The organism is Nocardia sp. NPDC050717, assembly GCF_040654275.1.
Taxonomy (GTDB): Bacteria; Actinomycetota; Actinomycetes; order Mycobacteriales; family Mycobacteriaceae; genus Nocardia.
Genome location: NZ_JBFAHR010000007.1, coordinates 260,034 through 284,382 on the forward strand (window position 1 = coordinate 260,034; position 24,349 = coordinate 284,382).

The 24,349-nt window shown below is 67.6% G+C and carries 26 protein-coding genes; 11 read left to right on the forward strand and 15 right to left on the reverse strand.

Features of this window, described 5'->3' with window-relative positions; translation table 11 throughout:
* Positions 1-135: 135 nt before the first annotated feature.
* Both AB0H56_RS17000 and AB0H56_RS17005 read right to left on the reverse strand, forming a co-directional pair.
* Positions 136-1,383, reverse strand: a complete 1,248-nt coding sequence (locus AB0H56_RS17000; protein ID WP_357163590.1) for a GDSL-type esterase/lipase family protein — start codon at positions 1,381-1,383, stop codon at positions 136-138.
* 28 nt (positions 1,384-1,411) lie between these two features.
* The gene (locus tag AB0H56_RS17005) at positions 1,412-2,602 is read right to left on the reverse strand and encodes an MFS transporter (RefSeq protein WP_357163593.1); all 1,191 of its coding nucleotides are present in this window, start codon (positions 2,600-2,602) and stop codon (positions 1,412-1,414) included.
* Positions 2,603-2,742: 140 nt separating this feature from the next.
* Here AB0H56_RS17005 and AB0H56_RS17010 point away from each other — a divergent pair, with 140 nt between their 5' ends.
* Positions 2,743-3,669, forward strand: coding sequence for a LysR family transcriptional regulator (locus AB0H56_RS17010; protein ID WP_357163595.1), 927 nt, complete (start codon positions 2,743-2,745; stop codon positions 3,667-3,669).
* 9 nt (positions 3,670-3,678) lie between these two features.
* On the opposite strand, the gene AB0H56_RS17015 is transcribed toward AB0H56_RS17010, so the two are convergent.
* The 4 genes from AB0H56_RS17015 to AB0H56_RS17030 all read right to left on the reverse strand — a co-directional run bounded on the left by AB0H56_RS17015 (position 3,679) and on the right by AB0H56_RS17030 (position 6,913).
* Positions 3,679-3,996, reverse strand: a complete 318-nt coding sequence (locus tag AB0H56_RS17015) for a GYD domain-containing protein (RefSeq protein ID WP_357163597.1) — start codon at positions 3,994-3,996, stop codon at positions 3,679-3,681.
* 141 nt (positions 3,997-4,137) lie between these two features.
* Positions 4,138-5,217: an alkaline phosphatase family protein gene (locus AB0H56_RS17020; protein WP_357163600.1), complete on the reverse strand. Its 1,080-nt coding sequence runs from the start codon at positions 5,215-5,217 to the stop codon at positions 4,138-4,140.
* A gap of 85 nt (positions 5,218-5,302) precedes the next feature.
* Positions 5,303-6,160, reverse strand: a complete 858-nt coding sequence (locus tag AB0H56_RS17025; RefSeq protein ID WP_357163603.1) for an acyl-CoA thioesterase domain-containing protein — start codon at positions 6,158-6,160, stop codon at positions 5,303-5,305.
* A gap of 60 nt (positions 6,161-6,220) precedes the next feature.
* The gene (locus AB0H56_RS17030) at positions 6,221-6,913 is read right to left on the reverse strand and encodes a TetR/AcrR family transcriptional regulator (RefSeq protein ID WP_357163606.1); all 693 of its coding nucleotides are present in this window, start codon (positions 6,911-6,913) and stop codon (positions 6,221-6,223) included.
* Positions 6,914-6,978: 65 nt separating this feature from the next.
* On the opposite strand from AB0H56_RS17030, the gene AB0H56_RS17035 reads away from it, so the two are divergent.
* Together AB0H56_RS17035 and AB0H56_RS17040 are read left to right on the forward strand one after the other, a co-directional pair.
* Positions 6,979-7,890 carry an oxidoreductase gene (locus AB0H56_RS17035; protein ID WP_357163609.1) on the forward strand — a complete coding sequence of 304 codons (912 nt, stop codon included), beginning with the start codon at positions 6,979-6,981 and terminating at the stop codon, positions 7,888-7,890.
* Positions 7,891-8,010: 120 nt separating this feature from the next.
* Positions 8,011-8,484: a nuclear transport factor 2 family protein gene (locus tag AB0H56_RS17040; protein ID WP_357163612.1), complete on the forward strand. Its 474-nt coding sequence runs from the start codon at positions 8,011-8,013 to the stop codon at positions 8,482-8,484.
* Here AB0H56_RS17040 and AB0H56_RS17045 read toward each other — a convergent pair.
* The 4 genes from AB0H56_RS17045 to AB0H56_RS17060 form a co-directional block, all read right to left on the reverse strand.
* On the reverse strand, positions 8,420-9,268 hold the full coding sequence (locus AB0H56_RS17045; protein ID WP_357163615.1) for a CPBP family intramembrane glutamic endopeptidase: 849 nt from the start codon (positions 9,266-9,268) through the stop codon (positions 8,420-8,422). The two genes, AB0H56_RS17040 and AB0H56_RS17045, sit on opposite strands and share 65 nt — an antisense overlap.
* Positions 9,269-9,466: 198 nt before the next feature.
* The gene (locus AB0H56_RS17050; protein WP_357163618.1) at positions 9,467-10,603 is read right to left on the reverse strand and encodes a 2Fe-2S iron-sulfur cluster-binding protein; all 1,137 of its coding nucleotides are present in this window, start codon (positions 10,601-10,603) and stop codon (positions 9,467-9,469) included.
* A gap of 13 nt (positions 10,604-10,616) precedes the next feature.
* On the reverse strand, positions 10,617-12,101 hold the full coding sequence (locus tag AB0H56_RS17055; protein WP_357163621.1) for an NAD(P)/FAD-dependent oxidoreductase: 1,485 nt from the start codon (positions 12,099-12,101) through the stop codon (positions 10,617-10,619).
* Positions 12,098-12,520, reverse strand: a complete 423-nt coding sequence (locus AB0H56_RS17060) for a nuclear transport factor 2 family protein (RefSeq protein WP_357163624.1) — start codon at positions 12,518-12,520, stop codon at positions 12,098-12,100. Before AB0H56_RS17060 ends, AB0H56_RS17055 begins: the two co-directional genes overlap by 4 nt.
* Before the next feature lie 121 nt (positions 12,521-12,641).
* Between AB0H56_RS17060 and AB0H56_RS17065 the strand changes: the two genes are divergently transcribed.
* The 5 genes from AB0H56_RS17065 (at position 12,642) to AB0H56_RS17085 (ending at position 16,443) form a co-directional block, all read left to right on the forward strand.
* Entirely contained in the window at positions 12,642-13,235 is a 594-nt protein-coding gene (locus AB0H56_RS17065; protein ID WP_357163627.1) for a PadR family transcriptional regulator, read from the forward strand.
* A 159-nt stretch (positions 13,236-13,394) separates the two neighbouring features.
* Positions 13,395-14,987 (forward strand): 3-hydroxyacyl-CoA dehydrogenase NAD-binding domain-containing protein, encoded by a 1,593-nt coding sequence (locus AB0H56_RS17070; protein WP_357163630.1) that lies wholly within the window; start codon positions 13,395-13,397, stop codon positions 14,985-14,987.
* Positions 14,988-15,432: 445 nt separating this feature from the next.
* On the forward strand, positions 15,433-15,762 hold the full coding sequence (locus AB0H56_RS17075) for a PadR family transcriptional regulator (protein WP_357163633.1): 330 nt from the start codon (positions 15,433-15,435) through the stop codon (positions 15,760-15,762).
* On the forward strand, positions 15,759-16,115 hold the full coding sequence (locus AB0H56_RS17080; RefSeq protein ID WP_357163636.1) for a DUF1048 domain-containing protein: 357 nt from the start codon (positions 15,759-15,761) through the stop codon (positions 16,113-16,115). Before AB0H56_RS17075 ends, AB0H56_RS17080 begins: the two co-directional genes overlap by 4 nt.
* A gap of 1 nt (position 16,116) precedes the next feature.
* A complete protein-coding gene (locus tag AB0H56_RS17085; protein ID WP_357163639.1) occupies positions 16,117-16,443 on the forward strand; it encodes a DUF1048 domain-containing protein in 327 nt (108 codons plus the stop codon).
* Between the two features lie 147 nt (positions 16,444-16,590).
* On the opposite strand, the gene AB0H56_RS17090 is transcribed toward AB0H56_RS17085, so the two are convergent.
* Together AB0H56_RS17090 and AB0H56_RS17095 are read right to left on the reverse strand one after the other, a co-directional pair.
* Positions 16,591-17,340, reverse strand: coding sequence for a cytochrome P450 (locus tag AB0H56_RS17090; protein WP_357163642.1), 750 nt, complete (start codon positions 17,338-17,340; stop codon positions 16,591-16,593).
* Between the two features lie 213 nt (positions 17,341-17,553).
* Positions 17,554-18,357 carry a TetR family transcriptional regulator gene (locus AB0H56_RS17095; protein ID WP_357163645.1) on the reverse strand — a complete coding sequence of 268 codons (804 nt, stop codon included), beginning with the start codon at positions 18,355-18,357 and terminating at the stop codon, positions 17,554-17,556.
* Positions 18,358-18,492: 135 nt separating this feature from the next.
* Here AB0H56_RS17095 and AB0H56_RS17100 point away from each other — a divergent pair, with 135 nt between their 5' ends.
* Positions 18,493-19,950, forward strand: a complete 1,458-nt coding sequence (locus AB0H56_RS17100; protein ID WP_357163648.1) for an MFS transporter — start codon at positions 18,493-18,495, stop codon at positions 19,948-19,950.
* Between the two features lie 23 nt (positions 19,951-19,973).
* Here AB0H56_RS17100 and AB0H56_RS17105 read toward each other — a convergent pair whose 3' ends face one another.
* Positions 19,974-20,390, reverse strand: coding sequence for a helix-turn-helix transcriptional regulator (locus AB0H56_RS17105; protein WP_357163651.1), 417 nt, complete (start codon positions 20,388-20,390; stop codon positions 19,974-19,976).
* 493 nt (positions 20,391-20,883) lie between these two features.
* Positions 20,884-21,987, reverse strand: a complete 1,104-nt coding sequence (locus AB0H56_RS17110; RefSeq protein WP_357163654.1) for a hypothetical protein — start codon at positions 21,985-21,987, stop codon at positions 20,884-20,886.
* A 109-nt stretch (positions 21,988-22,096) separates the two neighbouring features.
* Between AB0H56_RS17110 and AB0H56_RS17115 the strand changes: the two genes are divergently transcribed.
* Both AB0H56_RS17115 and AB0H56_RS17120 read left to right on the forward strand, forming a co-directional pair.
* Positions 22,097-22,960 (forward strand): DUF2637 domain-containing protein, encoded by an 864-nt coding sequence (locus AB0H56_RS17115; protein WP_357163657.1) that lies wholly within the window; start codon positions 22,097-22,099, stop codon positions 22,958-22,960.
* Between the two features lie 502 nt (positions 22,961-23,462).
* Positions 23,463-23,810 carry a hypothetical protein gene (locus tag AB0H56_RS17120; protein WP_357163660.1) on the forward strand — a complete coding sequence of 116 codons (348 nt, stop codon included), beginning with the start codon at positions 23,463-23,465 and terminating at the stop codon, positions 23,808-23,810.
* On the opposite strand, the gene AB0H56_RS17125 is transcribed toward AB0H56_RS17120, so the two are convergent.
* Positions 23,795-24,325 (reverse strand): hypothetical protein, encoded by a 531-nt coding sequence (locus AB0H56_RS17125; RefSeq protein ID WP_357163663.1) that lies wholly within the window; start codon positions 24,323-24,325, stop codon positions 23,795-23,797. The two genes, AB0H56_RS17120 and AB0H56_RS17125, sit on opposite strands and share 16 nt — an antisense overlap.
* Positions 24,326-24,349 lie beyond the last annotated feature (24 nt).

A 24,349-nucleotide genomic window follows, 5' to 3' on the forward strand; every position in this document is an offset into this window, starting at 1 on the left:
TCTGTCGTCGGCGGGGTCGGCGGGCTCACCATGATCGGACTCGGCGTCACCGTCGCCGCGACCGGGCGCAAGGACTGAATCGCACCCGGTCCCGCTCCTGTCGCGGGAGCCGGGACCGGGTGCGCCCGGTGATGGTCAGAGGGTGCTCAGGTCCACGGCCGCGGCCATGGCGCGGTATCCCGCGGCGTTCGGATGCTTGTGATCACCGGAGTCGAAGGCGGGGTTCAAGCGGTCCGGGTCGGCGGGGTCGGCGACAGCGACCGCGAAGTCGGCGACGGCGTCGAATTCGCCACTGGTGCGGATCCATTCGTTGACCGCGCGGAGCTTGGCGGCCGAGGTCGGCGTGTAATACTCGGCGCCCTTCATCGGCAGCAGCGTTCCGCCCACGACGGTGAGTCCGGCTCGATGGGCACGGGCGATCAAGTCGCGGTAGGCGGCGATCAACTGCTCCACCGACACCACCGGGTTCGGCTTGTAGGTCGGCAGATCCACCTCCGAGAAGCCGATGTCGTTGAGCCCGCCCAGGAGCACGACGGTGCGCACACCGTTGTGCGCCAGCACATCTCGGTCGAAGCGCCGCGTCGCGCTCTCGCCGTACCAGGGCGAATCGCTGAGCAGCGTGTTCCCGCCGATGCCCGCGTTCAGCACCGCGCGGGGCGTCCCGGCCGCAGCGAGGCGATCCGCCAGCGCGTCGGGATAGCGGTTGTCGCCGTCGTTGTCGGAACCGAAGCCGTCGGTGATCGAGTCACCGAAGGCGACGATCGCCCCCGCGGTGGCGGTGCCGCCGGTCATCTCCACGCTCGTCAGGTAGTACCAGGAGTGCGTGGTCTCGGTGAACGCGGCGCCGTCGGCCGCGTCGGCGTGGTCACCGGAGGCCCGGTAGGACGTGGCGTAGCCCTGGGCGTGGAAGGTGGCCGGGCCCGACGGTTCCCGCAGGTAGAGCGTGATGGTCGCGGATTCCAGTGGGGCCAAGCGCAGTTCGGTGGCATCGCTGGTGAGGTCGGCGCCCGGTGCGATGGTGGCGGTCTCGTTGCCGTGGAACCGCAAGGGCCGCAGGCTGTCCGCACGCACGGCGGCGCCGGATTCGGTGCGACCGATGGTGGCCGCGGCGATGCGGAGTTCGTCGCGCCCGAACCGGTTCGACAGGGTGATGCGCGCGGAGTCGCCGCCGCTGGTGACCCGGACGACCTGCCGGAGGGTGTGCTCGGCGAAGCCGTCGAGGGACCAGTTCGGCTCGAAACCCACACTGGGCTGCTGCATCGGCACCGACCAGGCGAGGCCGGGTTCGTCGCCGGGGGCCGCGGAGGTGTCGTCGCAGGCAGCGGTGGCGACGGTGGCGGTGAGCGCCAGGGCAGCGGTCATGATCTTCTTCCAGACGTGCATGATGTGTGTCGCTTCTCGGGAGTGGGGTTTACCCGCGGCTGTCGAGCGCGCGGGAGACAAGGATGACGACCAGCGCGGCGGCCGCCAGCCCGGCGCCGATCCAGGCGGGCGCGGTGAGACCGAGCCCGCGGTCGATGGCGGCGGAGCCGAGCCAGGAGGCGGCGGCGATGCCGACATTGAAGGCGGAGATGTTGGCCGCCGAACCGAGCGTCGACGCGCGACCTGCGGTGTCGAGCACACGCATCTGTACCGCGGGGACGATCGCGAAACCGGTCGCGCCGAGCGCGAGGATCGCCACGGTGGCTCCGATCGGGTGCCCGGCGACGGCGGCGAAGACCACCAGCACCACGGTCAGTGCGGCGAGCGCGCCGATCAGGGTGGGCAGCACCGCGCGGTCGGCGAGTCGGCCGCCGACGAGATTGCCGCCGAACAGGCCGACACCGAAGACGACCAGCAGCCACGGCACGGCCGCGTCCGGCAGGCCGGTCACCTGGGTCAGGATCGGCTCGAAGAAGGTGAACACCGCGAAGACGGCGCCGAAGCCGAGTGCGGTGGTCAGCAGCGCCGCCCACACCTGCACTCGCGCGAACACCGCCAGCTGTGCGCGCAGATCCACGGATTCGCGCGGCTGCGGCGGCACCAGCGCGAGAACGGCGGCCAGCGCGGCCACGCCGACGGCGGTCACCGCCCAGAACGTCGACCGCCAGCCGAAGGCCTGGCCGAGCGCGGTGCCGAGCGGCACGCCGGCCACATTCGCCAGGGTGAGCCCGGTGAACATGGTGGCGATGGCGCCGGCCCGGCGCTCGGGCACGACCAGGCCCGCCGCCACGACCGCACCGATCCCGAAGAACGCGCCGTGGGTGAGCGCCGCGACGATCCGGCCCGCCAGCAGCACTTCGTAGTTCGGCGCCACGGCCGACAGCAGGTTGCCCGCGACGAAGATCCCCAGCAGCGACGCGAGCATCGTCTTGCGGGGAACGCGAGCGCCCAGCGCGGTCATCAGCGGCGCGCCGACGGCGACACCGGCGGCATAGCCGGAGACCAGCAGGCCGGCAGTCGGCACCGAGATCGCCAGGTCGTCGCCGATCACGCCGAGCAGTCCGACGAGGACGAACTCGGTGAGGCCGATGCCGAACGCGCCCAGTGCCAGGGCGCCCAGCGCGTATTCCGGTCTGTGTATTGTCTCCGCCCGGGGTGGGGCGGTCGATATCGATGTCATGCGCGGGCTCCTCGGAGGTGCGAGATCTTCTGCTCAGCAAAGGTGTCGGTGGCGATCGTTAGGGTGATCGTGTTTTCAGATTGCTGGCGAGATGCCGAACCATCAACGGCCAGTGGCGACATGACCGATTAGCGAGAGTTATGGAACGGCAGGAGATCGAGATCTTCCTCGCGCTGTGCGAGGAACTGCACTTCGGCCGGGCCGCCGAACGCCTGTTCCTGACGCAGGCCAGGGTCAGTCAGACGATCAAGAAGCTCGAACGCCATTTCGGCGCACCCTTGTTCGAGCGCACCAGTCGGCAGGTCCGCCTGGCGCCCGTCGGGCGCATGCTGCGCGACGACCTGCTACCGATCCGGGCCCAGCTGGACCGGGCCGTGGAGCGGGCCATGGCGGCGGCGCGCAGCGTGGAAGGCACGCTGCGCGTGGGCTACCTGGGCGGGCTCGCGGCCGGTCTGCTGGTCGACTCCGTCCCGATCTTCCGTAGCCGTCATCCCGACTGCGAGGTGCACGCCCGCGAGGTCCACCTCGGCGACGTCTTCGGCCCGCTGCGCCGCGACGAACTCGACCTGGTGATCAGCCACTCCCCCGTCGGCGAACACGACCTGGTCGCCGGACCCGCGCTGCTCACCGAACCCACCGGACTCGTCGTCCCCCGCGACCACCGGCTCGCCCGCGCCGGTTCCCTCGGCGCCACCCTGACCGGACTCGAGGTGATCTCCATCGGTGGCCCGTCCGGCATCTACTGGCAGCGCTACCTCGACGAGACCTGGCACATCAGCCCCGCCAACCCGATCGGCGCGCACACCTTCGAAGATGTCCTGACCGCCGTGTCCTTCGGCGCGGGTGTCCATCCGGCCGGCGCGCACGCCGAACGCCACTACCCCCGCCACGGCGCCGTCTACGTCCCCTTCGACGACGGCCGTGGCCATGTCTGGCGGCCGGTATGGGTCCCGGGCGCCGACAACGCCCGGCTCAGGGCCTTCGTTCGCGCGGTGGTCGACACGGTCGCGGATCGCGGCGCCGAGCACTACTTCACCACCCCGCCGGATCCCCGCGGGGCGCGGTGAGTCGAGCGGCTAGGCCGGCGGCCGGTAGGTGACGTCCAACGCGACGGCTGCGTCGACCTGCGCCGGCGTCAGCAGATTCACCGTATGGGACACCGCGGCGCCTGCGGCGGCCGTGCGGATCGCCAGCGCCGCGGCCGCGACATCGTCCGGAACCTCGCCGATCACGAACAGATCGTCCTCCCCGAACGCGAAGTGGCACGACTCGACCGATCCCCCGACGCTTTCGACCATCTCCGTGATCGCTGCCTGGCGCGCGCTACCGCCCTGCGCCAGCAGCCCCTGCGCGCCTTCCTGGAAATAGCTGACCCGCCACAGGTACTTGGGCATCTCCACCATCCTCCTCGGTCGGACACGATCTCGTCGAGACCGAGCCTAGGCGGCGGGCGGTGCGGCAAACATCCGGCGCGAATCGCTGTCGCCGCACTGATGCGGCACCGCAACTACCGCGATACCTCGGAGCCCGGCGCGTCAGCGGTCGGCCGAGCCGCTCGCCGATCCACTCCCCAGCAGGCACAACGGATTCGCCACCATCGCCGCCTGCGCCGAGCCGGACGACGAGCCGGTGATCCCGGCATCGACCGGGGGCGTGTTCGGCACCGGCGCGGCCGGGTCGCCCGAGCCACCCGTCAGCATCGACTCGCCGTCCGCGTACGGGGGTGCGGAGACATCGAGCAGGTCCAGCACGGTCGGGGTGATGTCGGCGAGGGTGTACCCGTTGTGCTGTGCCCCTGCCGCGAATCCCGCTCCACGCGCCAGCACGAAACTGGCTGTCTCGTAGGCACTCTGGCCACCGTGCCCACCGTCCGGCTTGTGCCCGTGGTCGGTGGTGACCAGGATCGTCCACCGCTCGTCCGGATGCGCCGCCGCCCGCGCGTCCACCGCGGCGGTGATCTTGCCGACCAGCGCGTCGGCGCGGCCGATGGCGTCGCGATACGCCTGCGGCCAGATTCCGCGCAGCGTGTGGCCCACGATGTCCACCTGATCGAGGTGCGTGAACAGCAGATCGGTCCCGTCCTCGGTGATGGCCGAGACCGCCGCCGCGGTGGCATTGGCGTCGGCGGTGGTCTCACAGGCGCCCGCACCGGTGGGGTCGAGCTGGGTGACCGTCACCCGGTCGGCCGCGGGGCTGCCGGTCCGCGCGATCATCCCGATCGTGTCCCAGGTCCCGATGGACGCCGTCGACAACGCCGGCCGCTCCCGCTCCACCTGCGTGAACACCGTCGGATATGCGGCGAAAGCGCCTGCGGCGCAGGTGGACCCGTTGTCCCGGATCCCGTGCTTGGTGTCCCACACGCCGGTCAGCGCCGTCGCCCAGGAGACGCACGACATCGTCGTGTGCGGGGCGATCGAGGTGCGTGCCAGGGTGCCCTCCGCGGCCAGGCGGTCGAGATTCGGGGCGTCGGCGGCCGCCACCTCGCTCCACAGCGTGCCGTCGATGCCGATGACCACGACCTTGTCGACGACCGGCGCCGCCGACACCGGCGCCGTCGCGGCGAGGGGAACGGCGGCCAGGGCGGCGGCCGCGAGCATGTGCTGAGTACGAGCCATGCGCGGCACCGTAATACCCGGACGGCCGCGATACGCGAAAATTGGACAATTGACCGATAAGCCGTGTGCGTCGGCTCCGGAACGCTCAGGCCTTCGCGGCGGGTTCCTGCGCGCGCATCAGGCCCTGCGCGTCCGCCGAGGCCACCAGCTCTCCCGCGCGCGTGAATATCTGGATGCGAGAGTACATGCGTCCCGCCCCCGCGAACGGGCTCTCGCAGCGCAGCAGCAGCCAGTCGTGCACGGTGAACGGCCGATGGAAGGTGACGGTCTGGGCGAGCATGGCCGACCGCCCCCGGCCGCCGCGCCGCGCGATCTCGGCCTGCGGATACGGCCGCAGGGTGACCGGACCGAGGAACCCTTCACTGCCGTGCGCCAGCAGAGCGCGCGAGAGCATCGGCAGATCGGGAGCCTTGTCGCAGCGCATCCACACATCCAGCGACGGCGGGCCCGCGAGGTCGAGTGCCAGCGCGTCGGCGCCACCGAAAGTCCTGACCTCCCACGGCAGCAGCGCACACGGCAGGTCAGCGCATTCCTGCGGCCCCGGCACGTCGGCGGGCAGCGCGGCCTGGTGCGCGAGGAAGTCCGGCTCGTCGACGCTGAGCATGGTCAGCACCCGCGCGTGCTCGCGCCCGTCCTGCCGGAACGTCACCTGCGCGGTGGCCAGCGACCGCCCCGACTGAACGACTTCGACGTCCACGTCGACCGCGCGATCGGCATATCCCCCACGAGGGAACACACCGTGCATCGACTGCACCGCCATGTGCCGCACCGTCCGCTCGGCCGCGACCACCGCCTGCGCCAACGTCTGACTGCCCAACGTGGTCGGCAGCGTCGAGGTCACATTCCGCGCCCGGAACCGCCCGGACGCGATCTCCTCGAGCTCGAGCACATCCAGCAGGTCGACCAGGTCGACAACCGGCCAATTATCAGTTCCACCAGCCACCGCGGAATGCTCGCACACCCCTCGACCACCGGAGAAGACCGGTGCGCGGTGAGCGGGACACTACGGCCCGGCAGGTCGCCGTCGCGAGCGCCTAGGGCTCTCCCGCCGCCCCGCCCGCGTCGCGCCGAGCATCTCGGCGCGACGCGTTCGACGTGTCGGGCGGTTGCCCTGGAGGAACTGCTCGGCGGCGTCGTCGATCAGCCCGTCGAGCAGTTCCGGGGCCACGAAACTGCCGTTGACCAGGGCAGCGATGCCCTGCATGGTGGCGAACAGGACGATGCCGACCCGTTCCGACGGACCCGCGCGGAGGTGGCCGGTCTGCTGACCTTCGACGATCACGGAATTCAGCAGCCCGAAGGGCGCCTCCGCCGCGGCGGCGATGCGGGTCGCGTCGGGCCGGTGTTTGCTGGAGTACATCAGTTCCAGCAGTGCCGCGTTGTCGGTGGCGAAGCCGATGTAGGCCGCCATCGCGGCCCGGACGCGAGCCGCGAATTCGTGGTCGGCCGCGGCCAGCGCCGTGCTCAACGCGGCATGTAAGCGGGCGAAACCAGTTTCGGCGAGGGCATCGAGCAGCCCTTGGAGGTTGCCGAAATGCCGACGCGGCGCGGTATGGCTGACCCCGACCTCCTTGGCCAGATCACGCAGCGTCAGCCGGGCTTGACCACCCTCGCGCAGCGCCCGCTCCGCCGCCGCGAGCATGGCCGTGGGCAGATTCCCGTGGTGATAGGGCCGGTTGTCGATCGTCTCGGGCACGGGGCCGATCGTACCGGGCGATGTTTCCGTTGACGACATTGTTTCCAGTGTTTACTTTGTAACCCATGGAAACATTTGATCGATCGCACCTCTCCGCCCTGGCCGGACACACGGTCGTCATCACCGGAGCCAACTCCGGCATCGGGCGTGCCGCCGCCCGGGCGCTTTCCGCCGCGGGCGCCCGGGTCGTGCTCGCCGTCCGCGATCCCGACAAGGGGCACCTGGCCGCCGCGGACATGACCGGGGACGTGACGGTCCGCCGGCTGGATCTCGCCGATCTCGCCTCGGTGCGCGCCTTCGCCGAACAGACCGACGAGCCCGTCGACATCCTCGTCAACAACGCCGGGGTGATGATCCCCCCGCTCTCACGCACCGCCGACGGATTCGAAATGCAGTTCGGCACCAATCATCTGGGCCACTTCGCGCTGACCAATCTGCTGCTTCCGCGGATCCGCCGACGAGTCGTCACGGTCTCCTCCAACGGCCACCGAGCGGGATCGCTCGACTTCGACGACCTGAACTGGGAGCGCAAGCCCTACCGCGCGATGGCCGCCTACGGACAGTCCAAACTCGCCAACCTGCTGTTCACCACCGAACTGCAGCGCCTGCTCACCGACGCGGGCTCACCGATGATCGCGACCGCGGCCCACCCCGGGATGGCCGCGACCAACCTCTTGCGCCCGACAGGGAAATCCCGTCTGCGCGAACGCATCCAGAACGCCGTGATGAGCGTTCTCGCGCAAAGTGACGAGGACGGTGCGCTACCCACGCTGTGCGCGGCGGTCGCCGACATCCCGGGCGACAGCTACATCGGCCCGAGTGGATTCCTGCAGGGTCGCGGCGCGCCGGACGTGGTCGGCCGCTCGGCCGCGGCACGCGACGCCGCCCTCGCCCATCGTCTGTGGGCGGCCTCCGAGGACATGACCGGTGTCACTTTCCCGCGCGATCGAGTCCGTCCCACACGAGGAGCGTCGTAGGCGCCCGTTCGGCCACAGGTAGTTTAGAGAATTGAACCAGTGAGTCAACTTTTCTGGTCGATTTGGGATAGTCTGCGGTGGCAACTCCGATGACGCGGACCGGACAGCGAAAGGACCGACGTGACCGCACTGCAGGGCGACCTCCTCGCCACCATCGAAGCGGAGCGGGCGATCTTCCGCACGTTCCACAAGTTCTTCCGGATCGCCGACACCCGGGAGAGTGAGCGGTTCTCCGAGTGCTTCACCCCCGACGCGCTGATCGAGTACCGGATCATGCCGGGCCCACCGGTGCTGTTCCACGGCAGGGACGAGTTCACCGCGCACATGAGCCGGGTGCCCAAGTCGCGACGCTCCCTGGTCGCGCACGTCATCGGGCAGGCCACCATCGAGTGGAACGGCGACACACCCCTGCTCACGGCGTATGCCACGGTGTGGCACTGGTTTTCGAGCATCGACGTCGGGCGACCGGCCGACTGGGTCGTCATAGGACTGGTCCAGGACGAGTTCGCGCAGCACGAGGGCGAGTGGCTCATCTCCCATCGCGACGTCCGCCACGTCGCCGGCCGGGTCGCCGCGGGCCACGAACCGATCTGACATCGGGGCGCATCAGCCACAGCGCGGCGGCGAGTGTGAGCACCCAGCCGATCACTTCGATGAGCAGATGATCGGTGGCGTCGGGGACCGATTGCAGCAGGTACACGCGGACGCTGTTGATCGCGCCGTGCGTCAGCACCGCAGGCCAGACACTCCCCGACCGCCAACGCAGGGCGAGCAACAGCGGCGCCCACGGCAGCATGCCCGCGAAATAGATGACGATGTCCCACGGTGGGCGATCACCGATGACCGCGATCACCGGCAGGTGCCAGACGATCCACACCGCGCCGCTGACGAGGGCCAGCGGCCAGAACCCCCACGAGGCGGCGCGGGTCACCAACCAGCCGCGCCAGCCGAACTCCTCGCCGACCGCGAACACCGACTGCAGGACGAAGACCGGAACGATCCAGACGCTCGCCGCCAAGATCTCGTCGAGCGGGTTGAGCGGCCAGATCCCCCACGCCAGCGCGATCGCGGCCTGACCGGCGGCGATCGCGGTGATGAGGCCGATGCCGATGCTCGCCCACCTGAGTGTGCCGTGCCAGCTCGTGGCGAAGGTCTCCCGGAACGTGCCGGGTCGCCGGACGAGCCACATGATGATCGCCGCGAGCAGCGGAGTCAGCTGCAGGATCGGAACGATCAGGTTGTTGAGATCTGCCGGAACGAGCCGAAACACCATCGGAACCGACAGCGCGTAGCAGAGCGCGACGGCGATCGCGAAGAACCACGCCACATCGGTGACAGCCGATCGGCCGGAATCGGAGCGCGCACGGATCGCCGTCATGACGGTCTCCCTCGGTTCATGCACGGACCGTAGCAATCCGGTCACCGTCGCCGGATCCTGGAAAAACCCTGAGGTGCACCCTGAAAAGGCGCTGAGACTCCCCCTTTTCCCGCTGCCGGAGTCGCCGCCGTCGAGCCCGAGCACCCCGAAGAGATCGAATCTCGAGGTCGCGCCGGTCACTGCGCTAGTGGCTCGCGGTCACAGGTTGAGCTCGACATCGGTGATCGGGTAGGCCACACACGAATGGGTGTAGCCGAACCGGTCGTCGGACAGTCTCAGTGTGGCCTCCTCGGCGGTGTGCACCTGGCCCTTGACGATCCGTACGCGGCACAGGCTGCACTCCCCCGACCGGCAGGCGGCCTCGGGCCGGATGCCGTTGTCCTCCAGGGCATCCAACAAGGGACGGTTACGGGGTGTGCGGAAAAATGTGGCACCGACGGTGACCGTCACTTCGTCGGCCGGATCGGCCCCGGCCGGCCAATGTGGCTGGGCGGCGGGATCATGGGGCGCGCCGTTGGCCTCGAAGCGGATCCGCTTGCGCGGCTGCCCCAGAGCGGTGAGCTGGTCGAGCGCGAAGGGATACAGCGCTTGCGGTCCACACACGTAGGCCATGCGGCCGTCGAGTTCACCCAGCAGGGCGGAGATCGTGTCGGCGGTGAGGAATCCGGTGGCACCGGTCCAGTCCGCGTCGGGTTCGGCGATGACATGGTCGACGTCGACGCCGGGGTGGATCGCCGCGAGCTCGTCCAGCTCGTCGCGGAAGATGACATCGGCGGCATCGCGCGATCCGTAGACGAGATGAAAGGTGCGGTTGAGTCCGAGGTCGGTGATCTCGCGGATCATGCTCATCGCGGGCGCCACCCCGGAGCCGCCGGCCAGGAATACGAGGTCGTTGCCGTGGAAGAGCGGGTTGTGGTGGAAGGTCCCCCTCGGGCCGGTGGTGGTCAGCACGTCGCCGAAGCGCACCGCGTCCAGCAGCGAGTTGCTGATCCGTCCGCCGGGGACCCGGCGGACGGTCAGGTCGTAGTGGTCGAGGCGAGCCGGGCTCGACGAGATGGCGTACGGCCGGCTGGTTCCGCCGAAGAACAGGTTCACGTACTGGCCGGCCAGGAACGGCGGCAACTCGGCCCGATCGTGTCCTTCGAGCCGGAAGGTCTTGGTCGTCGCGGTCTCCTCGACGACATCGGCCACGACGAGCTTCAGCCGCTTGGGGTGATAGGTCTCGATGGTGGCCCGGGTCTCGGCGGGATGGTCCCGGGTGTCGGGGGTGCGGGTTTCGATCGTGGCGAGAATCGCGTCCGCGCCATCGAATCGCTGAACAAGGGGATGATTCACTGGGTGCTCCGTTTCAGGCCTTGCGGCGCAGCAGACGGCGGGCCACACGCGCGCCCGCTTCGAGAGTGGGCTGGAATCCGCCGATGCCTGCCCAGGAACCGGCCAGGTGCAGACCGGGGACGTGGGTTTCGCGTTCGCTGTTGCGGAACAGCCAGCCCTCGGTGGCGTCCTGGTCGTAGCCGTAGATGGCGCCGCCGGGATGGCCGAGGTAGCGCATCATCGTGAGCGGGGTCGCGACGTCGACCTCCTCGATGGCGTCGCGAATGCCCGGGGTGACGGTTTCGCACAGGTCCAGCAGCGACTCCGCGTACGCGAACTTGGTGCGGGCGTAGTCCGCGGGCGCGACATTCTTCCAGTTGTCGGCGTACTGCAGGGTCATCAGGCTCACGTGATTCGCCCCTGCCGGGGCGAACCCGATCGGGGCGACATCGTAGGAGCTGACGCAGATTCCGCGCGCGGGCTCGAAGGATCGCCAGCTGTTGTACGTGCGGTCGTCGTCGGTGTCGCGGTTGACGAACGTGGTGCTGGTGGTGAACCCGAGTTCGGCCGGGGTGGCGTCCAAGCCCATGTGCAGTACGAAGCCGGAAACGCCGATCCGCCTGGTGGACATGTCCTTTCGTACCGCGGCCGGTAGCTCGATGCCCTCGAGCATGCCGTAGGTCGCGGGCAACGACGCGTTGGACACGACATCGGAGGCGATGACCTCCGACCCGTCGTCGAGGCGCACGCCGAACGCGCGACCGGACTGCGTGAGAATCGCGTCGACGCCGGTGTTGAACCGCACCTCCCCGCCCGCCGCGAGGAAGGCGTCGAGGATCGCGGTGGACATCGCCTGCGATCCGCCACGCACGTGCCACGGCTTGAACTCGAAGTAGGCGAACAATGTCAGCGCCAAGTCCTGGAACAGCAGTTTCGACGGCGGCTGACCCAGGTAGGTCCAATACATCCCCAACGCGACCCGGATGCGCACGTCATCGAAGAACTCGGCCAGAACATCCTCGAGCGGACGCAATCCATAGGTGAACAGCACCGCATCGATCTGCTCGGCCGGCATGCCGCGCATGGCGCAGATCTGCCAGAACGTCACCTGCTTGATCAGCTCGAAGAACCTGGCCGTGCGATCACGGTTGCCAGGGAACTCGGCCTCGATCGCGTCGATCGCCGCGTCCCAGTCCGCGGGCAGGGTCAGATCGAGCCGGCCGGGCACCACCGCCCGGTACAGGTCGTGTTCCTGGACGAATTCCAGCTTGTCGTTGATGTCGAGCTGCGCGAACAACCCTTCCCGCAGCGAGATCGGCTGGCCTTCGACACCGACACCGGAGAGCTGATGCAGCGCGACCTCGAATTCGAAACGTCCGCGCCGGAAGGAGGTTCCGCAGCCGCCGGGCACGTTGTGGCGTTCCAGCAGCAGGGTGCGCGCGCCCGCGCGTTGCAGGGTGGCCGCCGCGGTCAGCCCCGCGTTGCCCGCGCCGATGACGACAGCGTCGTAGTCGTTCACGTCCGCTCCGCCTCGGCCTGGAGCTGCGCGGTCGCCTCGGCCTTGATCCGTTCGAACTGCTCGCCCATCCGGGCGGCCAGCGCGGTCGCGGCCGACAGCGGCCGCACCATCACGGTGAATTCGTCGATCTTGCCGTTCTCGTCGAAGTGCAGGAAGTCGCAGCCGGTGAGCTGCTTCCCGTCGACGGCGGCCGCGAACACGAACGCGTGGTCGCGGCCGTCGGCACTCGCGATCTCGCGGACGTAGTGGAAGTCCTCGAACACCCGGATCACCGCGCGCAGGATCGCCGCGGTGATCGCCTTGCCGGGGTAGGGCTTGAACGCCACCGGGCTGGTGAACACGACATCGTCGGCCAGCAAAGCCTCGATAGCGGCCTCGTCGCGGTTCTCCACGGCAGCACGAAAGGGGTGCGTACTCAATGTCACTCCTAGTCAACTTCTTTGGTATGTAGGCTGCAACGCTACTGACAACCGCCGCAGCTGTCCAGCCCCAACAAAGGACAACTAATTGAATAGTTACCTAGAGTGATAGTCTCAATGAATGGCACTACGAAACGCCGTGCTGGCGGCCCTGCTGGAAGGTGAGGCATCCGGCTACGAACTGGCCAAGGGTTTCGACGCCTCGGTGGCCAACTTCTGGATGGCGACCCCGCAACAGCTGTACAAGGAACTCGAACGGATGAGCGCCGACGGGCTCATCACCACCAGGCTCGTCCAGCAGGAACGTCGACCGAACAAGCGCCTGCACACGATCACCCCGGCGGGCAGGGCGGCCCTGCACGCCTTCCTCGCCGAACCCGCCAAGCCCACCGCGATCCGCGACGAGATGATGGTCAAACTGCAAGGCATGGACAGCGAAGACGCTCCCGCCGTCCGCGCCACCGTCGCCGAACGGATCGAATGGTCCAGGGCCAAGCTCGCCCGCTACGAGCGGCTGCGCGCACGCCTGATGAACGGCCGCAGCGAACAGGCCTACCTGGCCGAAGCCGAGCGGATCGGCCCCTACCTGACCCTGCTGCGCGGTATCGCCTTCGAGCAGGAGAACATCCGCTGGGGCGAATTCGCCGTGGCCGCCATCGATCGGCGCATCAGCGCAGCGCTCGAGCCGGACCGCGCCCCCACTGCCGACCTCTGATCGACCCCCGGTAGCCAGCCCCGACCCGGACACATTCTCGGCGACTCCACGCGCCTGACCACCACCGCCGACTCACCGATCAGCCGACCGCGCCGTCTCCGCGACAAAGTTGGGAGCCACTGTGGCTTCGACGATTTCGACCAACCGCGGGGCCAGTAGATGCAGGTCGTCCATGTCGTGATCGGCGAGGTATTCGATGATCAGCTCGATGGCGCTCGCGACGAGCGCGCGACAGATCCCGATACTCAGCGGAGGCAATCCGGGCTCATACTTCGCGCGTGCCGCCTGCAGTGGCGGCGCGATGACCTCGACGAATTCGGCGATGGCCTCGTTGCGCCTGCTGCGCACGCGCGGACCGGCGCCGACGGCTTCGAAGAAGAACATCTGGGTGGCGGCAGGCACGAACTGCATGAACAGCAACAGCCGTTCGACCGCCCCGGCGAGCTCGTCCAGTTGGGGGTCCGCCGCCGAGTCACCGGCCACTTCGGCCAGTCCGGCCTCCGCGACGAGCACCTCCACGGCGTGGTAGTCGAGCTCGACACCATGATCAAAACCATCGACCAGTTCGCGGCAGCGCTGAACCCCGAACCCGGACAGGAAGGACTCGGCCCGCTGTCCGGACGCGTGCTCCATCCCGTCCTCAACGGCAACGGCGCGAAGATCCGGGAAACCCTCGACGCGCTGTCCGCGGCGTTGAAGGTCGGCCTGGACAACAAGGACGCCCTCTCGACCATCATCCTCGAGCTCAACGAGCCGACCACCATGCTGGCCGACAACGACCAGTCGGTCCGCGACTTCAGCGACCGGATGACCGCCATGTCGGCACTGCTCGCCGAACAGGCCCCCGGCCTGCAGGCCACGCTCGATCAACTCAGCCAGTTCCTGTCCAACACCAGCACCACCTTCGCCGGCCACGAGCGGGAACTCGCCGGAGCACTGACCGGTCTGACCACCGTCACCGATCAATTGCGAAGCACCGACAACTCCAGGGCGCTCACCGAAATCGTCGACCTGCTATCGAGCCGATATCGGCGTCGGCGACGGTGCGCAGCACACCTTCGTCGAAGCAGCGCACGGTGTCGACCGACTGCCGGATCATCATCCGGTCTGCATCTCCCGCAGCGGGATCTCGGTGGTGCCGCCGAAGGCTTCGCGCAGACCGGGCCAGAGCTTGCCGCGTTTGCCGTCCTCGTCGTAGTCGTAGAAGCCCGCGCCGGCCGATCGGCCGCCCCGCCCCAGTTCCTCGACCATCCGCGCCAGCACGCCGGTGGCATGCTGCGTGTAGACCGGCCTGCCCTCGGCCGGGTACCCGGCCTGCACACCGGCCTGTTCGATGGAGACGGGGCTGACCCCTTCGTCGGTGCGCCCGACGCCGAAATGCTTCTTGCCGGAATGACGGTGCTGCTCAAGGACCTGGGCATCGAGGCCGCCGAGAAGGGCAAGGACTACTCGCGCGGGCTGCTCGACAAGGCCGTCGCCAAGGGGAAGATGACGCCCGAGCGGCGCGACGAGATCCTGGATCGGATCATCCCGACCGCGGACTATGCCCGCCTCGAAGGCGCGGATCTAGTGGTGGGTGAGGTCCAGGCCGCCCTCCAGCCACATGGTGGACGTTTCCATCAGCGCCCCGAAGAGCTGGACGCCGGCGAAGTGGGCCATGCTCCACACCTCGCGCGCCGAATTGATCGACCGCACGACGGACTGGCCGTCAACACCATCGAGTACATCTACTCCACCGACCGTCGCGAGTGAGCCGGGGGCCGAGCGACCACTCCCCGATCGCCTGTCTCCGCGAAGACCAGATCGTCGATCCCCTCGACAAGTGGCTGGCGCAGGTATTCGCACCCGGACAGACTGAGCAATCGTTGGCGACGCTCGAACAGGGGCTGATCCACAACTCGTGGCTTCGTGGACAAGCCACAGGATCGCCATGCCACCGACCACGTGCCGATGACCGGTCAAGAGTCAAGGCCTTGGTCGATATCTGAGTGGGCTGCGGTCGTCCTGCGTCGAGCCGACCTTCGTCGACCTGTCTCGGTTACTCGCCCAACCAGTAACGGCCGGCCAGGGCGACCCATCCATGCAGGCATCCCGCAGTTCGGGCACCGATCTGTCGAACATCCCCGCCACCCGCTACTCGGTGATACAGTATAGTGGTATTCAGTGCTACGCAGTACCGGGAGGATAGGAGGAGCCTGTGACGGACGACTTGACGGAGATGTTGAAGGGCACGCTCGAGGGCTGCGTGCTGGAAATCATCGGCGGCGAGGCGACCTACGGGTACGCCATCACGCGCCGGTTGAACGACCTCGGCTTCGCCGACGTCATCGAGGGGACGATCTACACGATCCTGGTGCGACTGGAGAAGAAAGGGCTCGTCCAGGTGACGAAACGACCCTCCGAGATCGGTCCGCCGCGCAAGTTCTATGCGCTCAATGATGCGGGCCGCGAAGAACTCGGGAGGTTCTGGTCGAAATGGGAGTACCTCTCATCGCGAATCGACAAGCTCAAGGAGGGCGGGAGATGAACTTCTGGGAGACCATCACGGGCAGCGATCTCACCAGGGAATGGAAAGCGTTCGAAACCCGGGCCGAGGCATTGCCGGCCGACTTTCGGGAGGCATGGCGACAGATCACAGCCCATCTCTTACCTTACGCGGGCTTCACAGGGCGCAACCTGATGCCGATCCTCGACGGTGCCCTGGGGCTGCTCGAAGAGACAGCAGCGGATGGGCAGAGCATCCACGAGGTGGTTGGCGACGACATCGAGGGCTTCTGCACGGCGCTGGCCGGCGGGGAAGGGGCCCGGAGCTATCGCGATCGGTGGCGCGAGCAGTTGAACAGGAACGTCGCAAGGAAATTGAGCCGGCTGGGAGGCTGACGTGGGCATTCAGGACATTATCGAGGGCAAGAAGCAGTGGCGGGCGCACATGGCACGGGTCAAGGCACTCCCACCGGACTACCAGATCGTCTACAAGGAGATGCAGAAGTACCTCTTCAAGGTCGGACCGATCGACTTGTCTGACGGGCATCTGCTCGCAGAGATTGTCGATTTCTTCGAGGGAGGTGCCGCGGCAGGCAAGGGAGTCCTGGAACTCATCGGCAACGATGTCGCTGCCTTCTGCGACGACCTGGTCAAGGACTCGCGTACCTACGCGGACATCTATCAGGAGTCCATCAGCGGGGAACCCGGCACGCCCCAGAAGTAGGAACGGCACAACCAGCGAGTGCTGGCCCGCTGCCCAACGGTGACCGTGGCGGCCTGTCCGGTTTCGGCAGCGTGTTCACTGACCCACCCGATGATCACTCATCTCCGCTGGGCGGAAGACATCCCTCCGCCCATACGCGGCGACGGGTCAGCGCGCGACGATGCGGACCGGCATCTCCACGATTCCGGTGAAGTGATACGACCGCAGACGCGGAGTCGGACCGGTGATCTCGATCCGGCCGACCCGCTTCGCCAGCGCCTCGAACAGCAGCTCGATCTCGAGCACGGCCAGATGCTTGCCGATGCAGAAGTGCGGACCGCCGCCACCGAAGCCCAGGTGCGGGTTGGGGTTTCGCCCGATATCGAAGGTCTCGGGGTCGGTGAACACCGTCTCGTCCCGGTTCGCCGACACCAGGTGCGCCATGATCTTGTCACCGGCGCCGATCGGCTGACCGCCCACTTCGGTGTCCACCACGGCGGTGCGGCGGAACACCTTGGTCGGCGACACCCAGCGCACGATCTCCTCGGCGGCGGTGCGCGCCAGGGTCGGGTCCGCCTGCAGGCGCGCCCACTGGTCGGGGAACTGCGCGAACGCCTCGACTCCACCGGCGATCGAGTAGCGGGTGGTTTCGTTGCCCGCGACGGTCATCAGGATGAAGAACGCCTGGAATTCCTCCGGGGTCAGCTGATTGCCTTTGTCGTCGGCGCTGACCATCTTGGTCACGGTGTCGTCCATCGGGCAACGCCGCCGCTCGGCGCCGAGTGCGTCGCCGTATCCGGCCATGTCCACGACCGCTTGGCGGGTCGCCTCGGCCCCGCCGTGCTCGTGGTCGGTCTGGCCCGCGATCGCCTTGGACCATTCGAAGATGTGGTGGCGATCGCTGCGCGGAATCCCCATCAGCGGGGTCGTGCCGCCGAGCACCCCTAAGAGCGCCGCTCGGTCCCCTAGAACTGGGCGCGCGACGGGCTCGGTCAGGGGTATCGCGGCAGTGCCGGACGGGCGTACGAATGGGCCCGGCGCACTGCCGCCGCAGACACCATCGACAACCCGAGTTGTCAAAGGCTCCCGCCGACTACGACCAACCGCACCACGAAGCCTCGTGTGACAACTTTAGTTGTCATCATCGGCGATGCCGTCCAGCGGCCACCGCTTGCGCGCCGCCTGTCGGCTGATTCCGACCGATCGACCCACATCGCCGTACGAAGCGCCGGCGGCGAGCGCCGATCTGGCGCACTCGTCGACCCGTTCGGCGGCCGCCCGACGCGCGGCATCAGCCTCGGCCAGCGCGGCCAGGGCGGTGCACGGCTCCGGCTGCTCGGGCGCGATCCCGTCCATGACCAGCGGCCGCAGGCACGGCCCGAGCAACTCGACCAAGCGCTCCGCCGGCGCGTCCGACACCCCGGGAATGTGCACCATGTAGCGCGCCACCAAGACGCCGAGCACGAGCGTGCCGATCAGCGCGGACCGTCGCTCCGCGTCGGGGCCGACCAGCACCCGCGTCCACGGACTGGTCTCCGGATTCATGATCGCGCAGCGCACCGCGTGCGCGGCCTCCGGATGCGTCAGCATCGACCGCAGGACCGGCATCGTCCGGTCGTCCTTGCGATCCACATCCGCCAGCGCGTGCCGCAGCAGGCGCTCGCCCAGCTCCTCGGGCGGGCCCTCCAGCGCGTCGTCGAGGGTGACCGGAATGCCCGACACCGCGTCGAACAACGCGCTCTTGGCGCCGAAATGCTGCATCACCAGCGCCGGGTCCACATCCGCCCGCTGGGCGATGGCCCGGATGGTCGTCTCGATATAGCCGCGTTCGGCGAAGAGTTCACGGGCCGCGTCCAGAATCAGCTGCCTGGTCTGGCTGCGCCGCTCGGCCCGGCTGACGCGCGCGGGCGAGTCCTCCAGTTCATGCACTGTCATCGCGACCTCGCTCAACATCTGTAGACGAAACTCGGTGTGTTCCCTATGCTGGACTCAGTCCACAAGCGTAGAGCCGAAACGCAGCGTTGCACAGCAGCTCGCACCGTCCCTCCCGAATCCTTCGAACGGATGTCGATGACCAGCCGAGATACTCAGCCCGTTACCCGCGCTCCCGACGAGGACCTGCCGACCGGACCCGCCAAGGACCGTCGCCTGTCCATCGTGTTGGGCGTCATCGTGACCTGCCAGCTCATGGTCGCTGTCGACAGCAACGTCGTCAATATCGCTCTGCCCGAGATCCAATCCGGGCTCGGCATGTCCGCCTTGGCACTGGCCTGGGTGTTCAGCGCCTATTCGCTGGCCTACGGCGGCCTACTGCTGCTCGGTGGCCGAGCCAGCGACCTGCTCGGCAGGCGCCGGATGTTCGTCTGGGGCCTCGGCTTGGTTGTCGTGGCCTCGATCCTCGGCGGCATCGCCTCGAACGAGGCCGTGCTGATCGCCGCGCGGGCACTGCAGGGCGTCGGCTTCGCCTTCGCCGCGCCCGCCGCCCTGTCGATGATCGCGGCCACCTTCGCCGAGGGGCCCGAACGCACCCGCGCGCTCGGGGTGTTCTCCATGGTGACCGGATTCGGCATCACCCTCGGCCTGATCCTCGGCGGCATCCTCACCACCCTGAGCTGGCGGCTGGTGTTCTTCATCAATGTGCCGATCGGCGTGGTGACCATCATCCTGGCCCTGCGCTGCCTCACCGAAACCGAGCGCCACACCGGCACATTCGACGTGCTCGGGGCGATCCTGTCCACCCTCGGCATGGTCGGCATCGTCTACGGCCTGACCCACGGGTCCAGCGGCTGGACCGAGGCGGGCACCGTGGTGCCGATCGTCGTCGGTGTCGTGCTGCTCGGGGTGTTCGTCTACATCGAACGCCGCGCCGACCATCCGATCATGCCGTTGCGGCTGCTCGCCGACCCGGTCCGGGCCGGGGCCTACCTCACCTTCGTGCTGTTGATGGCGTCGATGGCGGGCACCTACATCCTGCTCTCGATCTATATCCAGGAATCGCTCGGTTTCAGCCCGCTCGTCGCCGGAATCGCCTTCCTGCCCATGGCATTGGTCCAATTCGCGGTGGCGAAGTCGGCGCCGAAGCTGATCGCCCGCTTCGGCCGCAAACCGGTCCTGCTCACCGGTGTGGTGCTGATGATGCTGGAAGCGATCTGGCTGACCACCACCAACGAGTCGACCAACTACGTCACCGGCGTCCTCGGCCCGTTCATCCTGCTCGGCGCCGGCCTGAGCCTGGCCTTCGTCACGTTGAACCTGACGGTGCTCGGCGGACTCGCCCCGCGGGACATGGGCGCCGCGTCCGGCCTGCTCCAGGCGACCCAGCAGATCGGACTCTCGCTCGGCGTCGCGATTCTGACCACCCTGTATCAGGCGGCGAGCACCGACCGCGCGCGGCAGCACGCCGGCACGCACGACGTCCTCGCGCACGGCCTGTCCAGTGCCGTGACCGCCGCGGTGATCTTCACCGCCGCGGCGCTGCTGGTCAGCCTGTTCGTGATCAAGGTGCCCAAGCAGCCGGCCCCGGCCTGACGGGCGAACCCGCGGCGCGGTCCTCAGGCCGCGCCGCGGTGCCCGACATCGTTGCCGCGCAGGGAGTGTGCGAGCTCGGCGCCGTTGATCCGGTCGCCCAGGCCGGTGAGATGGGCGGCGAGATCCCCGCGCCCCTTGACCTGCAACTTCCGATAGACCCGGGTCAGATGCTGCTCGACCGTACTGACCGTGATGAACAGCTCGGCGGCGATCTCCCGATTGGTGTGACCGCCCGCCGCGAGCATCACCACGCGGCGCTCGGCGACACTGAGCGCGTCGCTCTCGCTCTCGGCCGCACCCGCTTGCGGCGCGAACGGGACCGAGGCGGGCGGCGTCGGCGAGGGGCGCCGGGATCGGGTCCGCGCGCATCGAACTACTTTGAAGGTCAGCCCTGTTGGGGCTAACGTGCGTGTCCGGAGGGGGACTCGACCACTACGCACACCAGCTTTCGCGGAAGACTTCGATCACCGCTGGCTAGCCATGAGCGTTCGTCGCTCATCGGTGAGCAAGGGAATTCGATCCCTTGTTCACCTAATAGGGTTCGTAGTACTCGCGATTGACCTCGATACATCCCAAAACTGCCCGCTACCTGCAGGATTGGCGACAGCTGACATCCCAACCTATCCCGACAATTCCGATCGTTTCCTGCTGAACTCGTGTCGATCCCGTGTCGGACGTCAAGTTTCAGCCGGTTGACTCTCGCCAGCGTTGTCTGGACCGTTCTTGTCTGCCGCTCTGTGTTACCGGTCGGTGTGTTCAACCGGTTTCGTGCGATACCGATCGCCTTCTGGTCGGCCCCGGCCAGCGGCGCGCTCGCCACCGGCGTGCGTCGAGCAGGCCGGTGCGCCCGAACTACAGGACCTTGACGAGGTTCTGCTGGGGAGGCGATGAAGCATGATTCCCCGACCCTGTTGTTCCGGTTGGCAGGAATTCTCACAGCGTGGCGAGGAACTCTCGGCGGATTCGGGAGATCAGGCCGGGGTAGTCCTGACCGAAGGCGAAAGAGGTCCAACGGAACGCTTCAAACGCCTTGGTAGCCGGCTCGATGTCCTCGTCGGCTCCGACGCTGTACATATATGCCCTGGTCGCGTCGAGCTGGGGGATCGAATCACCGTAACCGCCGAAGCGGGCGGTGACCGTGAGCGGGATGGCAGGGTTGTTCTTCACCAGCTCGCCGAGCTGCGATGGGACCGCGAATGGCGCGGGAGGCGCGGTCCCGTTGTCCATGGCGTCGAGTGCGGCGCGAAAGTCGGCGAACTCGGTCAGCCCTGCCCGTTCAAAGGCGCGGCGGGTGCACCACCGGGCGAGCGCCTGTTGTTGTTCCGCGGTGAGGGCAGCGATCTCGTCGACCAGGTCGCGGTCAAGGTCCGCGACGAAAGAACCTGTGTGCAGTCGCCGGGGATCTGCACACAGGTAGTCGGACGGAGGTCGGCCGCCCCATTTGCCGCGTGCGGCGTAGGTGGCGTGGGCTTCAGGGCTGTCGGCTTGGACTTTGATCCAGCCGCTGTCGGGATCGCCGACGTAGACCAGATCGTCGAGACGCGGAACTGTTCTTTCTGCCGCGGCCTCGGTGATGGAGGGCTCGTGGACGCTGTCGGTCTTGCAGAGTCGGGTCAGTCCGCCAACGACCTCACTCGTGGTGGTGAGCTGGACCAGGTATTCCTCACGTGGCTCGGTGACGACGAGGTCGTAGTGGGTGTCGCGGCCGCGAGCGTGGACTCGAACCCGGTACCGCCCTGCGGCGATGGCACCGAACGTGTCGACGAGGTCACCACCGATCGTCATAACCTGCAGTGATGCGTCGGCCTCGATGACAGTCTCTTCCACGGCCTCCCACCCGCCGAGTTCGACTACGGACTCCGCAGCCGGGTCGAGAATTAGGGTGGCAGGGCCACAGGCAATGCCGGTCAATATGGAAACGAATCCGGGGCCGGTCCAGATCAGTGTTCCTTCCGCGGCGACGTCGGTGGGGTCGGCGTCGGTGGTGGAGATCAGGAACTGGTGGTGTTCGACCTGGACGGTCCCGTATTCGGTCATCGTCTACTCCTTGCCGGACGTCTGATACCAACCCCCAGAGCAAGGGGATCAGCCCATGCTGCCTATGTCACCACCATCGGCCCGAAACCAGGCCCCTTCGAGCGAAGACATGCGCACCGACCGTGCGCAGGTCTTCTTCTGGACCGAGCTCTGCATCGCAGCCGGGGTCAGCGTGATCGGCAACGCCACCCAAGCCGTACTGCACACGACAGCCCTGCCCGTGGTCGCCGCGACCGTCGCGGTCATTCCGCCCCTGGCGTTGCTGGCCGCAGTTCACGGCGTTGCGCTGCTCGCACATGCCGACACCGTCTCCCCGGCTGCACGTCGCGCCGCGACCGCGCTGACCGTGGTGATCGCCGGCGGGGCCTTCTGGCTGTCGTTCACCGCGCTACGTGCCCTGGCCATCACCGCGGGCGTGCCCGCCGGCGAAGCGTGGCTGTGGCCGCTCATCGTGGAGGGAAGCATGACGCAAAGTTCACTAGCCCTCCTGGTTCTGGCGCACGCACATCAACCCACCACCGACATCGAGCCGCCCTCTCAGTCGCAAACACGACTACCCACACTCGAACAACACCAGGCTGGCGATGTACCCACGGCACTTGACGCCCCGCGGTCTGATCCAGCCGAACTCATCGAGGAATCCCTCGACGACCGGATCAGCTCAGACATCGACCTGAAGACGCTGGCGACGTCGATCTGCGAACAAGACCCTGGCGGACGTCGCGATCGTGCGACCGTCCTCGCGGTGCTGACACATCGCTACCACGACGATTGGAGCGCCGCACGCATCGCACGCGAACTCGGACGCAGTCGGTCCGCGGTCAGCCGGATCCTGCGAGATGCCGAACGGCTGCATGCAAGAGCTGCCACAGATCGTGCGCACATCTTCAATGACCCATCGGCCGAGCGTGCGCACACCGACAACGACCTACCTGCCGACCGTGCGCACACCGGTCCAACCGTGCGCACGTAGTGCCCGACTGCCTGGCAGGGTGAGCGCACGCTACGTTCGACCGTGCGCACGCCCAATACCTATGACCGGTTGGGGCAGACACTGTTTCGACCTGTGCGCACGGGGGCTGAACATTTGCCGGATGTGGTTCACACCACATCGACAGTGGCTGCGGTCCAGTGTTTGATCGATGCACGGTTCGTTGCCAAGTACCACACTTCTCGTGCTCTTCTCCAGCGAAACCATGTCCTTGGGGGACCTGTGAACTTCGATATGTCCTGTCCGCAGTGCGATCGCGTCGACTGGGTCCAGAACGTGCCCGCTGTCATGTCCGACGGCACCTACGGCGGCTACAGCACCGGTGCGTACGCCGGAGTCGGAATCGCGCCCGGCGGTTTGTTCCCGGTCGCTGGCACATCCACACTCGAGTACAACCACAGCTCCGTGCTCGCGAGAAGCCTGGCCTGGCAGCCGATTCTGCCGTCCGCGAGTCGCCTCTTCGCCGTGGCCGTAGGTTTTGGTCTTGCTCCTCTACGTCTTGTGCATTGACTCGCTGCGGATCCATCCGCCGAGCGGTAGTCCCGGTCAGGTCACCGTGTACCTGATCGGGCTGTTCATCGTTCCGGTTGGGCTGTCCGTGCCGCTCGTCGCGATCCTGATCGCCGCTGTCAAGCGTTCCAACCGAAGCGGCAAGGTTCTGGCAGGGCGTAACAGGGCACGTGGTGTGTGGAGTCACGCCTACTACTGCCACCGATGTGGTGTCGCCTACTGGCCGTATCCGACCGAGCCCGGTGTCCCGCACCGTGTTCCACTCGCTCCGAGCCAATTCCGTTGGCATGTCTGGAACACCGGGGGCTACGCCAAGCTCTGACCTGGCACGTCAATCTTCAGTGAGCCCTGCGGACCAGCGGGACCCACCTCGACGTCACTTCGGGCGACCAGCCCTCCACCTGGCACCCCACTCGGATCATCCTGTCCGCGGGGACCGGCGGCGGGTTTTCCGGCCGCTCGGGCCAGGGCCGTGAGTTGCCGAAGTTGTTTGCTGGTGAGTTCGAGTAGTGCACCGATACTCGCCTCCGTCTCGCCCAGCTCGCGCATCGTCGTCACCGCGCCCGCTTGCTGGCCGCGCCATCGCGTGACTTCCGCGTCGTACTCGCGGTCCAACTGTTCGATCCGCTTGCGGAGCTCGCCGACGCGCTGCTCGTGTATGCCGGTGCGCTGTCGGATCGCTGCTGCCGCGTGGAGATAGGTCTGGACCGCGTCCATCGTCGCGGTCTCACGGCGCCTGGCTGCCTCACGCCGAGCTTTCATCAATTTCTGAGCTTCGTCCAAACGGCGACTCGATTCGGGATCGCGCTTGGACCGTCGTTGTTTGCCAGCAGGCATCTCGATCTCCTGAGAATGGCCCGA

Excerpts from the sequence above, each read along its gene's own strand:
- AB0H56_RS17000 (WP_357163590.1), bottom strand. The coding sequence starts at position 1,383 with ATGCACGTCTGGAAGAAGATCATGACCGCTGCCCTGGCGCTCACCGCC.
- AB0H56_RS17005 (WP_357163593.1), bottom strand. The coding sequence starts at position 2,602 with ATGACATCGATATCGACCGCCCCACCCCGGGCGGAGACAATACACAGA.
- AB0H56_RS17010 (WP_357163595.1), top strand. The coding sequence starts at position 2,743 with ATGGAACGGCAGGAGATCGAGATCTTCCTCGCGCTGTGCGAGGAACTG.
- AB0H56_RS17015 (WP_357163597.1), bottom strand. The coding sequence starts at position 3,996 with ATGCCCAAGTACCTGTGGCGGGTCAGCTATTTCCAGGAAGGCGCGCAG.
- AB0H56_RS17020 (WP_357163600.1), bottom strand. The coding sequence starts at position 5,217 with ATGGCTCGTACTCAGCACATGCTCGCGGCCGCCGCCCTGGCCGCCGTT.
- AB0H56_RS17035 (WP_357163609.1), top strand. The coding sequence starts at position 6,979 with ATGGAAACATTTGATCGATCGCACCTCTCCGCCCTGGCCGGACACACG.
- AB0H56_RS17045 (WP_357163615.1), bottom strand. The coding sequence starts at position 9,268 with ATGACGGCGATCCGTGCGCGCTCCGATTCCGGCCGATCGGCTGTCACC.
- AB0H56_RS17065 (WP_357163627.1), top strand. The coding sequence starts at position 12,642 with ATGGCACTACGAAACGCCGTGCTGGCGGCCCTGCTGGAAGGTGAGGCA.
- AB0H56_RS17070 (WP_357163630.1), top strand. The coding sequence starts at position 13,395 with ATGCAGGTCGTCCATGTCGTGATCGGCGAGGTATTCGATGATCAGCTC.
- AB0H56_RS17080 (WP_357163636.1), top strand. The coding sequence starts at position 15,759 with ATGAACTTCTGGGAGACCATCACGGGCAGCGATCTCACCAGGGAATGG.
- AB0H56_RS17090 (WP_357163642.1), bottom strand. The coding sequence starts at position 17,340 with ATGGGGATTCCGCGCAGCGATCGCCACCACATCTTCGAATGGTCCAAG.
- AB0H56_RS17095 (WP_357163645.1), bottom strand. The coding sequence starts at position 18,357 with ATGACAGTGCATGAACTGGAGGACTCGCCCGCGCGCGTCAGCCGGGCC.
- AB0H56_RS17100 (WP_357163648.1), top strand. The coding sequence starts at position 18,493 with ATGACCAGCCGAGATACTCAGCCCGTTACCCGCGCTCCCGACGAGGAC.
- AB0H56_RS17110 (WP_357163654.1), bottom strand. The coding sequence starts at position 21,987 with ATGACCGAATACGGGACCGTCCAGGTCGAACACCACCAGTTCCTGATC.
- AB0H56_RS17115 (WP_357163657.1), top strand. The coding sequence starts at position 22,097 with ATGCGCACCGACCGTGCGCAGGTCTTCTTCTGGACCGAGCTCTGCATC.
- AB0H56_RS17125 (WP_357163663.1), bottom strand. The coding sequence starts at position 24,325 with ATGCCTGCTGGCAAACAACGACGGTCCAAGCGCGATCCCGAATCGAGT.